Source organism: Zophobihabitans entericus, assembly GCF_011745665.1.
Classification (GTDB): domain Bacteria; phylum Pseudomonadota; class Gammaproteobacteria; order Enterobacterales; family Orbaceae; genus Zophobihabitans; species Zophobihabitans entericus.
The window spans coordinates 1,692,624-1,705,713 of record NZ_CP050253.1; the positions used below are offsets into that span (position 1 = coordinate 1,692,624).

General features: G+C 39.3%; 11 protein-coding genes. 6 read left to right on the forward strand and 5 right to left on the reverse strand.

Going from position 1 to position 13,090, the window contains the following annotated elements:
- Positions 1-113: 113 nt before the first annotated feature.
- From IPMB12_RS07725 to IPMB12_RS07735, 3 genes are all read left to right on the forward strand, one after another.
- A complete protein-coding gene (locus IPMB12_RS07725; RefSeq protein WP_166916538.1) occupies positions 114-1,748 on the forward strand; it encodes a CTP synthase in 1,635 nt (544 codons plus the stop codon).
- Positions 1,749-1,814: 66 nt separating this feature from the next.
- Entirely contained in the window at positions 1,815-3,116 is a 1,302-nt protein-coding gene (gene eno, locus IPMB12_RS07730; RefSeq protein WP_166916540.1) for a phosphopyruvate hydratase, read from the forward strand.
- Positions 3,117-3,225: 109 nt separating this feature from the next.
- Positions 3,226-3,927 carry a hypothetical protein gene (locus tag IPMB12_RS07735; protein ID WP_166916542.1) on the forward strand — a complete coding sequence of 234 codons (702 nt, stop codon included), beginning with the start codon at positions 3,226-3,228 and terminating at the stop codon, positions 3,925-3,927.
- 60 nt (positions 3,928-3,987) lie between these two features.
- Here IPMB12_RS07735 and IPMB12_RS07740 read toward each other — a convergent pair whose 3' ends face one another.
- Together IPMB12_RS07740 and IPMB12_RS07745 are read right to left on the reverse strand one after the other, a co-directional pair.
- A complete protein-coding gene (locus tag IPMB12_RS07740; RefSeq protein ID WP_166916543.1) occupies positions 3,988-4,884 on the reverse strand; it encodes a PhzF family phenazine biosynthesis protein in 897 nt (298 codons plus the stop codon).
- Positions 4,885-4,963: 79 nt separating this feature from the next.
- Complete coding sequence (locus tag IPMB12_RS07745) at positions 4,964-5,194, reverse strand: hypothetical protein (protein ID WP_166916545.1); 231 nt, start codon at positions 5,192-5,194, stop codon at positions 4,964-4,966.
- A gap of 213 nt (positions 5,195-5,407) precedes the next feature.
- Between IPMB12_RS07745 and clpB the strand changes: the two genes are divergently transcribed.
- Positions 5,408-7,978, forward strand: a complete 2,571-nt coding sequence (gene clpB, locus IPMB12_RS07750; protein ID WP_166916547.1) for an ATP-dependent chaperone ClpB — start codon at positions 5,408-5,410, stop codon at positions 7,976-7,978.
- Positions 7,979-8,169: 191 nt separating this feature from the next.
- The gene (locus tag IPMB12_RS07755) at positions 8,170-10,395 is read left to right on the forward strand and encodes an IgaA/UmoB family intracellular growth attenuator (RefSeq protein WP_166916549.1); all 2,226 of its coding nucleotides are present in this window, start codon (positions 8,170-8,172) and stop codon (positions 10,393-10,395) included.
- A 144-nt stretch (positions 10,396-10,539) separates the two neighbouring features.
- Here IPMB12_RS07755 and ttcA read toward each other — a convergent pair whose 3' ends face one another.
- Genes ttcA through yeiP form a run of 3 tightly spaced genes read right to left on the reverse strand, consistent with a single transcriptional unit; the run spans position 10,540 to position 12,717 of the window.
- Positions 10,540-11,457 carry a tRNA 2-thiocytidine(32) synthetase TtcA gene (ttcA, locus tag IPMB12_RS07760; protein ID WP_166917738.1) on the reverse strand — a complete coding sequence of 306 codons (918 nt, stop codon included), beginning with the start codon at positions 11,455-11,457 and terminating at the stop codon, positions 10,540-10,542.
- Complete coding sequence (locus IPMB12_RS07765) at positions 11,420-12,133, reverse strand: phosphatase PAP2 family protein (RefSeq protein ID WP_166917739.1); 714 nt, start codon at positions 12,131-12,133, stop codon at positions 11,420-11,422. The genes ttcA and IPMB12_RS07765 overlap by 38 nt, the downstream gene beginning before the upstream one ends.
- A gap of 11 nt (positions 12,134-12,144) precedes the next feature.
- Positions 12,145-12,717 (reverse strand): elongation factor P-like protein YeiP, encoded by a 573-nt coding sequence (gene yeiP / locus IPMB12_RS07770; RefSeq protein ID WP_166916551.1) that lies wholly within the window; start codon positions 12,715-12,717, stop codon positions 12,145-12,147.
- A 91-nt stretch (positions 12,718-12,808) separates the two neighbouring features.
- On the opposite strand from yeiP, the gene IPMB12_RS07775 reads away from it, so the two are divergent.
- Positions 12,809-13,063, forward strand: coding sequence for a YkgJ family cysteine cluster protein (locus IPMB12_RS07775; RefSeq protein WP_166916553.1), 255 nt, complete (start codon positions 12,809-12,811; stop codon positions 13,061-13,063).
- Positions 13,064-13,090: the final 27 nt, after the last annotated feature.

The following is a 13,090-nucleotide window of genomic DNA, read 5'->3' on the forward strand; positions in this document are numbered from 1 at the left end:
ACTTTTAAGATCTATTTTGATTGTCGCAAAATGTGGTTTCTGTTAGACTGTTATCCCGTCTGGCAGTAATGCACTTTTTATTATTTTTTCACCTCAACTTGAATCGGTTTATTATGGTCACGAATTATATTTTTGTAACAGGCGGTGTGGTTTCTTCATTAGGTAAAGGGATCGCAGCAGCATCACTTGCCGCAATTCTGGAAGCGCGTGGTTTAAATGTCACCATGCTTAAACTTGACCCTTATATTAACGTCGATCCGGGCACAATGAATCCTACCCAACACGGGGAAGTGTTTGTGACAGAAGATGGCGCAGAGACCGATCTTGACCTTGGTCATTACGAGCGTTTTATTCGAACTAAAATGACACGTCGTAATAACTTTACAACAGGTCGTATCTATTCAGATGTTCTACGCAAAGAGCGCCGTGGCGATTATTTAGGCGCAACAGTTCAGGTTATTCCTCATATTACTAATGCTATCAAAGAACGCGTATTAAGCGGTGCTAAAGGCTTTGATGTAGCGATCGTAGAAGTGGGCGGTACTGTAGGTGATATTGAGTCACTACCATTTCTTGAAGCTATTCGTCAGTTAGCGGTTGATGTGGGTCGTGAACATACCTTATATATGCATTTAACGCTGGTGCCTTATCTGGCGTCTGCGGGTGAAGTGAAAACTAAGCCAACTCAGCACTCAGTAAAAGAGTTACTTTCTATTGGTATTCAGCCGGATATTTTGATCTGTCGTTCTGATCGTGTCGTGCCGGCTAATGAACGTGCTAAAATTGCTCTGTTCTGTAACGTACCAGAAAAAGCGGTTATCTCTTTAAAAGATGTTGATTCGATTTATAAAATTCCGGCCCTGCTAAAATCTCAGGGGCTGGATTCCTTTGTTTGCAGCCGTTTCCGTTTAGAGTGTCCAGAAGCTGACTTATCAGAGTGGGAACAAGTCATTTATGAAGAAGCCAATCCGGTTGGTGAAGTAACAATTGGTATGGTTGGTAAATATATTGAACTTCCTGATGCGTATAAATCAGTGAACGAAGCATTAAAACATGGTGGCTTAAAAAATCGTCTGACTGTGCATATTCGTTATATCGATTCTGAAACTGTGGAATCTCGTGGTGTTGAAGTATTACAAGGTCTTGATGGTATCTTAGTTCCGGGTGGTTTTGGCTACCGTGGTGTGGAAGGTAAAATCATGGCTGTACGTTATGCCCGTGAAAGCAAAATTCCTTATTTAGGTATTTGTTTAGGTATGCAGGTAGCACTGATTGAATTTGCCCGTAATGTTGCCGGCATGAAAGATGCTAACTCAACTGAATTTGTTAAAGATACGCCAATACCTGTTGTTGGTCTAATCACTGAATGGAGCGATGAGGCTGGTAATGTAGAACTTCGTAGCGAAGATAGTGATTTAGGTGGTACAATGCGTTTAGGTGGGCAGGTTTGCCATTTAGAGAAAGGCTCTATGGTTCATGCAATGTATAAGAAAGACTCCATTGTTGAACGTCATCGTCATCGTTATGAAGTAAATAACAATTTATTACCTCAAATTGTTGCAGCAGGTTTAAAAGTAACTGGTTTATCAACTGATAAGCAATTAGTTGAAATCATTGAAAACCCAGATCATCCTTGGTTTGTTGCTTGTCAGTTCCACCCGGAATTTACATCAACTCCGCGCGATGGTCATCCGTTGTTCAGTAGTTTTGTGAAAGCAGCAAAAGAGTATCAGGATACAAATAGCTAATTTGTATTACCTATTTGCTGTTTTGAAAGTTTTTTAATTTACTATGTCATATAGAGGAAAAGTAACATGGCAAAGATCGTTAAAGTACTAGGTCGTGAAGTTATCGATTCACGTGGTAACCCAACTGTAGAAGCTGAAGTTCACTTAGAAGGTGGTTTTGTTGGTTTAGCAATGGTTCCATCAGGAGCTTCAACTGGTTCACGTGAAGCATTAGAATTACGTGACGGTGACAAATCTCGTTTCCTTGGTAAAGGTGTATTAAAAGCTGTTGGTCACGTAAACAATCAAATCGCTAAAGCATTAATCGGTAAAGATGCATTAAATCAAGCAGCTATCGATAAAATCATGTTAGATTTAGATGGTACTGATTACAAATCTAACTTAGGTGCAAACGCAATTCTTGCTGTTTCTTTAGCAAATGCTAAAGCAGCTGCAGCAGCAAAAGGTATTCCTCTTTACAAACATGTTGCTGAATTAAACAACACGCCTGAAAAATACTCTATGCCTTTACCAATGATGAACATCATCAACGGTGGTGAGCATGCTGATAACAATATCGACATTCAAGAGTTTATGATTCAACCAGTAGGTGCGAAAAACTTAAGAGAAGCTTTACGTATGGGTTCTGAAATTTTCCATAACTTAGCTAAAGTTCTTCACTCTAAAGGTATGAGCACATCTGTTGGTGACGAAGGTGGTTTTGCTCCTAACTTAAAATCAAATGCTGACGCTCTTGCATGTATCAAAGAAGCTGTTGAGAAAGCTGGCTATGTTCTTGGTAAAGACGTTGTTCTTGCGCTTGACTGTGCTGCTTCTGAGTTCTATGACAAAGAAACTGGCAAATATGAATTAAAAGGTGAAGGTAAATCATTCACTTCTCAAGAATTTGCTCACTACTTAGAGCAACTAACTAAAGACTACCCAATCGTGTCTATCGAAGACGGTTTAGACGAAAGCGACTGGGATGGTTGGGCATACTTAACTAAAGTACTTGGTAACAAAGTACAATTAGTCGGTGACGATTTATTCGTAACTAATACTCGTATCTTCAAAGAAGGTATTGATAAAGGTATTGCTAACTCAATCCTTATCAAATTCAACCAAATCGGTTCTTTAACTGAAACAATCGCAGCAGTTAAACTTGCTAAAGATTCTGGTTATACAGCAGTTATCTCTCACCGTTCAGGTGAAACAGAAGATGCAACAATTGCAGATCTTGCAGTTGGTTTAGCAGCAGGTCAAATCAAAACTGGTTCTATGAGCCGTTCAGACCGTATTGCTAAATATAACCAATTAATCCGTATTGAAGAAGCACTTGGCGAAGCTAAAGCTCCTTTCCACGGTTTAAAAGAAGTTAAAGGTCAATAATTTCTGATTATTTACTTTAAGAAATCCCGCTTCGGCGGGATTTTTTATACCTTATTTTAAAATATAACATTATAAGTTTATTAATGATTTATTCGAAAGGAAATATAAAATGAAAAAAATATGGTTTCTAGGGTATTTTTTGTTACTGTTATCCGGATGTAGTAGTCATTATGTCAAAAATTATGAAGCACAAAAAGAAAGTATTAATGAGCCTAATTTAGGTATGCAAACTAAAGCTTTTGTAGGGGAAAGTATACTGAAACAAGGACAATTAACCCGCTCAGATGTATTGCATTTTGATAAAGAAACAAATATTAAGGGGCTTGTATTTTATAAAATTTATGCAGGAGATTATCTTAAAGTTGGTGAAGAAGGTAACGATAATTACTATTCACTGCAAGAAATGCGATCAGGTTTAGTTGTTCAAAAATCGGGTTCTGCAGCAGTGCCTGCGGCAATAAAAACGTTTCAAGATAAACCTGGAATTGTTTGTATTCCGTATGAGTGGGGTGGAGGCCCTATGCTCTGCCAAAAGGAAGTCGATTATTCCACAAGAACTATTACTTTTTTGAATAATAACGATTATGAACAAGAAATTATTTATCTTGGAAAATCCGGCAATAAACTTAGTTTTCAATATCGATTAAAGATAGGAAATGGTCACAGTACTTCATCTGAATCTTACCAATTTGAACATAGCTTATCTGACTCATCGATTGTACAATATAAAGGTGCTGAGATTAAGGTTATTACAGCAAATAGTAGCAATATTGAGTATGTGATTGTTAAAGGTTTAAATTCTATTCAATAATTCATTCTCAAAAATCCCGCTTCGGCGGGATTTTTTATACCTGCTATTTTATTGCTATACCTAAATATATATTGATCCATTAATCAGCGTGCAACTTTGCCCACCAATCCATGGCTCATTGTCAATAAAGCGAACACTAACCCGACCATCACGATGCAGTTGGGTACCTTGTCGAACGTGATAACCCTGCGACGTTAGACCTCCATCCGGGAAGTTGTTAGCCTGTAACAAATGGGCCAGACACGCATTAGCACTGCCAGTCACAGGATCCTCAACTAATTTATCCTGTTCAACCAGAAACGCTCGTACTTCGTAATCTGCCGGATTACCAGATGGATAGGCGCCATAAATTGCCACGCCATCAACACGGCAGGCAATTTGTAGTTTTTTAATCATGGCTTGTGTCGGAACCATTGTCAGACAAGACTGAGCATCTGGCATACGAACCATAAGCCAGCGAATGCCCATATCTGCCACCACCGGCATTGTCTCTGTTTCAATAATTGCAGGCTGAAAAGTTGTTATTAGTAGCTCTTTTTCTTCAACGGTCAGCGTTTGAAGTGTTACTGCAGGTGCAGCAAATGCCAGTGTTCTTTCTGGCTGGATATTGACTGTAACCAGACCAACTCCACATTCTTGTACAATAACCCCCGGCTGTTTAGTGACAAGTCCAGCCTCGAGTAATGCATGAGCTGTGCCTAGTGTTGGATGCCCGGCAAAGGGTAATTCTTTTTCAGGGGTAAAAATACGTACCCGATAATCTGCAAGAGGACTCGTCGGTTTGAGAACAAAGGTTGTTTCTGAAAGATTATTCCAGCGCGCGAATGCAAGCATCTGCATTTCATCCAATCCCTCTGCCTCCAGAACCACTGCCAAAGGGTTACCTTGTAGTGGCGAGGTGGTAAAGACATCTACTTGTTTATAGGCACGTAGTATCACCTTATCTTTTTTAGGCATTTTCTATAATCCGATATATACAAGGCTTAATAATAGCTGTGTTAGGTAAATTTATCAATTTGTGGCTAAAGTCAGTAAATTAAATGACTCCACTGGCAATTAAATAAAGCGATAATCCAACACCACACACACCAAGTACGGCTAATATCCAGAATAAAATAGAAAAAGCGATAATATTAGAGCGAGTTTTCTTCCATTCATCACTACCCGGTTCCATTTGTGATAAACGGTTTTTGAGTGTCTTTTTATAAAAATAAATAATCACAGCACCCAGTAACGCAATAATAAGTTTTATATCAATTCCAAACATATCAATAAATCCTACATAATCCATTTAGTCAGTGTTCTATTATACGTGTAATTTAGTTTTATATTGATGATAAATTTTCTGACTTTTCCACTTGAATTCTTATAAAACAGGCATACGTTACTAAAAGAAGCAATGGTTTAAAATGTATGATTAATTCAAGAATATTTGATGTTATCACTTAGACCAAATTTATTGCTATAAGGAGATATCTATATGCGTTTAGACAAACTAACGAACAAATTTCAACAGGCTTTAGGTGATGCACAGTCACTGGCTCTGGGTAAGGATAACCAGTTTATTGAACCTGCTCATTTACTTTCGGCATTACTTAATCAGGACGGTGGCAGCGTTCGTCCGTTACTGGTTTCAGCCGGTGCTAATATTGCAACATTACAAAATGAATTAAATCAGGCGATTAGCCGTTTTCCTCAGGTGCAAGGTGTTGGCGGCGATGTCCGTCCATCGAACGATTTTATGCGTGTGCTTAACTTATGTGACAAGTTAGCTCAGAAAAATAATGATAGTTATATTTCTTCAGAGTTATTTGTGCTTGCAGCACTGGAGGACAAAGGTAGCTTAAGTGAAATGCTAAAAAAAGCAGGTGTCACTCAGGCTCGTCTGGAACAAGCGGTAAATCAAATTAGAGGTGGAGATAGCGTGAACGATAGCAATGCAGAAGATCAAAGAGATGCACTGAAAAAGTTTACTATTGATTTAACAGAACGTGCAGAACAGGGCAAACTTGACCCTGTGATTGGGCGTGATGAAGAGATTCGTCGTACGATTCAGGTATTACAACGTCGTACTAAGAATAACCCGGTACTGATCGGGGAACCCGGTGTTGGTAAAACTGCCATCGTTGAAGGACTAGCACAACGTATTGTGAATGGAGAGATCCCGGAGGGGCTTCGCAATAAACGTGTCTTATCTTTAGATATGGGGGCACTCATTGCTGGCGCTAAATATCGGGGTGAATTTGAAGAGCGTTTAAAAGCGGTACTAAAAGACTTATCAAAAGAAGAAGGACGTGTGATCCTGTTTATTGATGAGTTACATACCATGGTTGGTGCCGGTAAAGGTGATGGTGCGATGGATGCAGGTAATATGTTAAAACCTGCACTTGCTCGTGGTGAGTTACACTGCGTGGGTGCTACCACGCTGGACGAGTATCGTCAGTATATTGAAAAAGATCCGGCACTTGAGCGTCGTTTCCAAAAAGTGTATGTGGCAGAGCCAACAGTGGAAGATACCATTGCCATTTTACGTGGACTTAAAGAGCGTTATGAGCTTCACCACCACGTACAAATTACTGACCCGGCAATTGTCGCAGCAGCGACCTTATCGCACCGGTATATTTCTGACCGAATGCTACCTGATAAAGCAATCGATTTAATCGATGAAGCAGCATCAAGTATTCGTATGCAGATGGACTCTAAACCGGAGTCTTTGGATCGCTTAGAACGTCGTATTATTCAGCTCAAACTAGAACAACAGGCCCTGAAGAAGGAGACTGATGATGCGAGTAAGAAAAGGCTTGAAATGCTCAACGAAGAGCTTGGCGAGAAAGAAAAAGAGTTTGCTTCACTTGAAGAAGAGTGGAAAGCAGAGAAAGCTGCTGTTTCTGGCACTCAGACAATTAAAGCAGAACTGGAAAAAGCGCGTACAGAGTTAGAACAGGCTCGTCGTGCCAGTGATTTAAATAAAATGTCAGAACTTCAGTACGGTAAAATTCCGGATCTGGAAAAACAACTCGCTTTAGCAACGCAGTCAGAAGGCAAGACTATGAAGCTGCTGCGTAATAAAGTGACTGACAATGAGATTGCTGAAGTACTGTCTAAAGCAACGGGTATTCCGGTATCCAGAATGCTGGAAAGTGAAAAAGATAAATTACTGCATATGGAAGATGCGCTACATAAACGTGTGATTGGTCAGGATGAAGCGGTAGTGGCGGTAGCTAATGCGATTCGTCGTAGTCGTGCAGGACTTTCTGATCCAAACAAACCAATTGGTTCATTTCTGTTTTTAGGACCAACCGGGGTGGGTAAAACGGAACTCTGTAAATCGCTGGCTAATTTTATGTTTGATAGCAGTGATGCGATGGTGCGTATTGATATGTCCGAATTTATGGAGAAACACTCAGTTGCCCGTTTAATTGGTGCACCTCCTGGGTATGTTGGCTATGAAGAAGGTGGTTATTTGACTGAGGCTGTCAGACGTCGTCCTTATTCAGTGATTTTGCTGGATGAAGTGGAAAAAGCACATCCTGATGTATTTAACATTTTATTACAGGTGCTTGATGATGGTCGTTTAACTGATGGACAGGGTCGTACTGTGGATTTCCGTAATACTGTGGTAATCATGACATCAAACTTAGGTTCTGATTTAATTCAGGGTCATGATGTATTTAGTTATGATGAAATGAAAGCGATGGTGATGACAGTAGTGAGTAAGCACTTCAGACCAGAGTTTATCAACCGTATTGATGAAACTGTAGTATTCCATCCACTTGGTCGTGAAAACATTAAAGCGATTGCAAAAATTCAATTGGCTCTGGTGGAAAAACGTTTACAAGAACGCGGTTATGAAGTTTCAATTTCTGACGGGGCGCTTGACCAGCTGGCAACTGTTGGCTTTGATCCAATTTATGGCGCAAGACCACTAAAACGTGCCATCCAACAAGAGATTGAAAATCCGCTTGCTCAACAAATCTTATCGGGTCAGTTAATTCCGGGTAAAATGATTAAACTGGATTTAAAAGATAATAAGATTGTAGCAACGCAGTAGTTTATATTCTAACTAACAATTAACACACAAAGGGTCAGCATCTGCTGACCTTTTCTTTTTAAAGTGATTTCATTACTCTTGTTATAAGATTCCTCTCAACTAGCAACAAAAATCATTTTCGTGTAAAATTCTTCGTTCAAAACAAAGATAAAAAATTATTAATTTCTTAATTGCAAGTAAGTGGTGTATTTATGGATGGTATTGCTCTTATTTTAAAACTGATTCTGCTTGGTATTTTCTTAATCTCTGCCATTAGTTATGCGATTCAGCGTAGCGGTAATAAAGCTAATTTAAAGGCAGCCCTATCTTCCGAGCCTTTGCGTGAGCTGACAACTAAAGAGCTCGAATTGCTCAATCCCTATCTGGTTGATAAAAAGCTAGTTAAACCCCCCTATAAACATCAGGAACATTTAGCCAATCTGAATGTTTTCTTACTATCAGGTCCCTGTATTGCCCATACCATCACCACCAATAATAGCTCTTCTACTTATTACACGATTGCTGATGTGGAAGTCTTTTTCCCTTATGAGATGGATAAATACACAATCGACTTCAATCAAGCTGAGGTTGCGTTTACTGGCCGATATGCCTTTGTGGTTAACTTAAATGGTGTATCTCTAGAAGTCGCTAAAAATGTTCAGGATGATATTGCTAAAGATGAAGCTGACTGGCAGGCTGGGGTAACTTTAACTGCAGAGACAAGAAGCTATAAAGACTATACTGGTTCTGATGAAAGCCCTGAAACAGAAGACGAACCAGCTTATAAAGAAACAGTACAAATTATCAGTCAGAGAGACCTGACCGAGACTGAAAAGAAAATGCATTCACAGGCAAATACTGGTTTTGTGAGCTCAGTTTTCTTGGTTATTGCAGCTATAATCATATTATTTATCATCAATCACGTCATGGATATTGAACCGCTTGTGTTATGCGTGATTGCAGTTATCTGTTTAGGTCTGGCAGCTTTCTTTTATATCAAAAAAGCCAAAAGAGAAGAAGAGAAAGTCAACCATGTCAGAGGCACAGTTGGTTTTAAAAGTCCTGAGAATAAAACACTTTATATTGGTAACGCGATTGGTGCTATCTACCCACAGCATTGGGATCAGGATATTCCGGCAACAGAAGGCAGTACTATTGATGTTGACGTGACAGTGACCTCTAAAAACATGTTACGTTTTGGGCATACTCATTCTGTTGAAGATGAAATCAAACGTTTTGGTGCGCCGCGTTTTTGGGGTAGAAACTGCTTCTTATTTATTGTATGTGCTATTTTATCGATTATTTTCTATATTTCGGTTCCGGCTTTAAAAGGCAGTATGATTTACATGTATGCTAAGTTAACCGGTAGCTCTTCAGAAGTGATTACTGTTACCGACAAAGAGGGTTTTAATAAAGAAGCCTTTACTGTAGGTAGCTGGGTGAATTTAAGGGGGCAGGGGCAATGTGCTCGAGATGCTTATTATTGTGAGCGTATTTTGGTAAGCCGGGATATTCCTTATGATGTCGCACCAGAAAAGCTAATATTACCAAGCTGGGCAAGAAAACTGGCAAATGACCAGTTATATTCATCTGTTAGTGATGCACAGGTAACGAGTATGCAAAGTATGATGAATATGTTATCTGGCTATAACTCATATAATGTATATGGTTCCTCTTCCCGTCAGATTTATTTAACTAAACTCAAATCCCTTGATGCTGTTGTTGCGATGATCAATGACATTTGTTTCAAGGATAAAACGACACCAGGAATGATTCAAGGCTCATGTGATAACTTAGCGGGTATGGTTGTTAATCTCTATAATGATGACCTATTAAGTAAGAGTGATAACTTTTATACCTGGGAGCTACTAGTTGAAGACGAGGAAGAAGGAATGTTACCCTCAGATGTGATTGTAACGACTTCATCAACTTATGGTCTGGAAAGTCGCTTAATTAGCCTTGCTAATACTTATTTACGTACTGATTTACTGTCGTTAGAGAATATTGTTGATAAGTATCAACGTGAAAATATGATGGTACTTGATGTCACATTTGATCCTACGAATAACTCGGTCTCATTCCCACGTAGCCGATTAGCGGGGTCTGATCGAAGCATGAGTGCCACGGCTTCTTATAGCTATTTGGTGAACGTGATTAAAGGCAAAGCAGACGAATACTTTAATGTTAAAGGTATGGTGACAGGAGTGAGCTATAATAGTGACGGTCAGCTAGTAAAACTTGAAGTTAACGCTGATATTAACCCTTATACTGATTCACTTAGCGTGTTACTTACGGCAATTGGATTTATTTTCTTAATCGCTTTAACGGTATGGCAATTACTAACATGGATTTACAAAATCATGTTTAATGCCAAACGTAACCGCGCACTAAGTCAGGGAAATAATAATTTTTCTTCCGGTAGCCAAATGGTCAAATAAAAATAAAGCCGCCTTCATTTGAGGGCGGCTTTAATCTTGCTAAATATTGTTGTAATCAAAAAATAGTCTTTTTAATGAAAATCGTAATAAAATCAATGGGTTATAAATTTGAATAATGGTATTTAACTTATTGATTTATTGAGATTAATTCACTTCTTTCCATAAAATAATATCCTGCTCATCAATACCGGAAGCATCAAAAGAGGCAGCAGTAAACTCTTCTTTGTCAAAAGCAATATCACCACCATTGATGACGTTATCCCCTTTTTTAATCGCTTTAAAATCAAAAAGCTTGGTATCACATAGATGGGAAGGAACAATATTTTGTGTCGCGGTAAACATCGTTTCAATGCGTCCCGGGAATTTTTTATCCCACTCTTTGAGCATCTCTTTAATCACCTGACGTTGCAGATTAGGCTGAGAACCACAAAGGTTACATGGAATAATAGGAAACTGTTTAATCTCTGCGTATTTTTCAATATCTTTTTCTTTGCAGTAAGCCAGCGGACGGATGATGATGTGTTCACCAGTATCATTCATCAATTTTGGCGGCATCGCTTTCATTTTGCCACCATAGAACATATTTAAAAACAGAGTTTCTAAGATATCATCACGATGATGACCAAGGGCGATTTTAGTCGCACCCAGTTCAGTGGCTGTTCGGTATAAAATACCACGGCGTAGTCTGGAACAAAGCGAGCAGGTGGTTTTTCCTTCAGGAATCTTCTCTTTCACAATGCCGTAGGTGTTTTCTTCCACAATTTTATATTCAATACCAAGCTTTGTCAGATATTCCGGCAGAATATGCTCCGGAAATCCCGGTTGCTTTTGATCAAGATTAACCGCGATTAATTCAAAGTTAACCGGTGCACTTAGTTTTAGATTAATCAGGATATCAAGCAGGGTATAGCTATCTTTACCACCTGACAGGCAAACCATAATACGATCGCCTTCTTCTATCATATTGTAGTCAGCGATAGCCTCACCAACCTGACGGCGTAAGCGTTTATGGAGTTTATTTTGATTATAGACTTTCAATTTTGAACCTATCAAGTAATGCAGAAAATAACTTAGTGAGTTTACCGATGACCCAGTCGCTGGCTGGAGTAAGTAAGAACCAGCTTAATACGATAGAAACCATGGATAAGGATCCGACATAAACATCAGTAAACCAGTGTGCACCTGCCATGATACGTGGTAATGAAAAGATGACCACAATACCGGCAGAATATAAAAATGCTTTAAGTCCAAAGTAGCGAGCCATAAAGGCGGCAAAAATCATCAGCATCATGCCGTGATCACCCGGGAAACTATCACCTGACGCATCTTTAGTTCCAAAATTAGTCAGCTGTGATACCCGATTAACATGGTCAAAGTAAAGTGACGGGCTTTCATGAGAAATCGGGATGAAACGACCGTATTGTTTAATGAGCACAGCCATAAGCAGCATAGTAAAGCCAATAGCAATCATACGACGTCTGTCTTGTTTTGACTGCTTAAGGAAATAGTGCAGATATAACAGTGCCATGGCCAGAAAAGCAATCACATCAAACAGCCGATAATTGGTGACAGCCACTAAATACAGATAGACTTTATTCGTGCTCAGTGGAGCATTGAAAAAGTGGAAGATAGCGGAATCAATGTTAAACCAGAAACCAGCCCGATAAGTAAAATAGTAGGTAGTCAGTAATATCAGCCCCAAAATATTGAGGCTGATAATTTTATAAATATTCTTCATCACATTAAATATTAGTCTGCACGACTCATATAGCGACGTTCTGCAATATGAATCTTAATTTTTTCACCATTGTTGATATATTCAGGAACCTGAATGACAAGACCTGTTGACAGTGTCGCTGGTTTATTGCGGGCACTGGCAGAAGCGCCTTTGATACCCGGAGCAGTTTCAATGATCTCTAAATCAACTGTTTGCGGCAGTTCTAAAGCGATGATCTGATCTTCAACTGTCAGGACCTGCATACCCGGCATACCGCCTTCTGGCATGAATAGTAGCTCGTCTTCGATTTGCTCTTTTTTGAAGATATAAGGTGTATAGTCTTCATCGTCCATGAAGTTATACTCATCACCATCAATATAAGAGAAAGAGACCGGACGACGACTTAACTGTACAGTTTCCAGAATATCATCACCTTTAAAACGCTCTTCCACTTTTAAACCTGTTTTAACGTCAGCAAAACGCATTTTGTACAGGGTGCTGGCACCACGTGCGCTTGGACTTTGAACATCAATATCTTTTACCAGTAGTAGTTTGCCATTGTAACTAATTGCATCACCACGTTTGACTTCGTTTGCTTTAGCCATGTTAATCTTCTTCAAAATGGGGTTAGAAATTTCGCTCGCTATTTTACCGCTAACTTGATATTGTCACCAGCAAATAATGAAAGGAAAGCAGATGAATTGTAGAGAAAAATGTGGGGCTTGTTGTATTGCGCCTTCAATATCAAGCACAATTCCCGGCATGCCTGATGGTAAAGCAGCTGGTGTTCCTTGCATTCATTTAGATGCAAATTATCGTTGTCAGATTTTTAATCATCCTGACAGGCCGCTTGTTTGTGGTCACTTACAACCTTGTCTTGAAATGTGTCAGCAAAACAGAATTCAGGCACTGGATTACCTGACCGAGCTGGAAAAACAGACTCAGCCCTAAAATTATATAAATATTACTGCTCAGCTA

Excerpts from the sequence above, each read along its gene's own strand:
- IPMB12_RS07725 (WP_166916538.1), top strand. The coding sequence starts at position 114 with ATGGTCACGAATTATATTTTTGTAACAGGCGGTGTGGTTTCTTCATTA.
- eno (WP_166916540.1), top strand. The coding sequence starts at position 1,815 with ATGGCAAAGATCGTTAAAGTACTAGGTCGTGAAGTTATCGATTCACGT.
- IPMB12_RS07735 (WP_166916542.1), top strand. The coding sequence starts at position 3,226 with ATGAAAAAAATATGGTTTCTAGGGTATTTTTTGTTACTGTTATCCGGA.
- IPMB12_RS07740 (WP_166916543.1), bottom strand. The coding sequence starts at position 4,884 with ATGCCTAAAAAAGATAAGGTGATACTACGTGCCTATAAACAAGTAGAT.
- IPMB12_RS07745 (WP_166916545.1), bottom strand. The coding sequence starts at position 5,194 with ATGTTTGGAATTGATATAAAACTTATTATTGCGTTACTGGGTGCTGTG.
- clpB (WP_166916547.1), top strand. The coding sequence starts at position 5,408 with ATGCGTTTAGACAAACTAACGAACAAATTTCAACAGGCTTTAGGTGAT.
- IPMB12_RS07755 (WP_166916549.1), top strand. The coding sequence starts at position 8,170 with ATGGATGGTATTGCTCTTATTTTAAAACTGATTCTGCTTGGTATTTTC.
- IPMB12_RS07765 (WP_166917739.1), bottom strand. The coding sequence starts at position 12,133 with ATGAAGAATATTTATAAAATTATCAGCCTCAATATTTTGGGGCTGATA.
- yeiP (WP_166916551.1), bottom strand. The coding sequence starts at position 12,717 with ATGGCTAAAGCAAACGAAGTCAAACGTGGTGATGCAATTAGTTACAAT.
- IPMB12_RS07775 (WP_166916553.1), top strand. The coding sequence starts at position 12,809 with ATGAATTGTAGAGAAAAATGTGGGGCTTGTTGTATTGCGCCTTCAATA.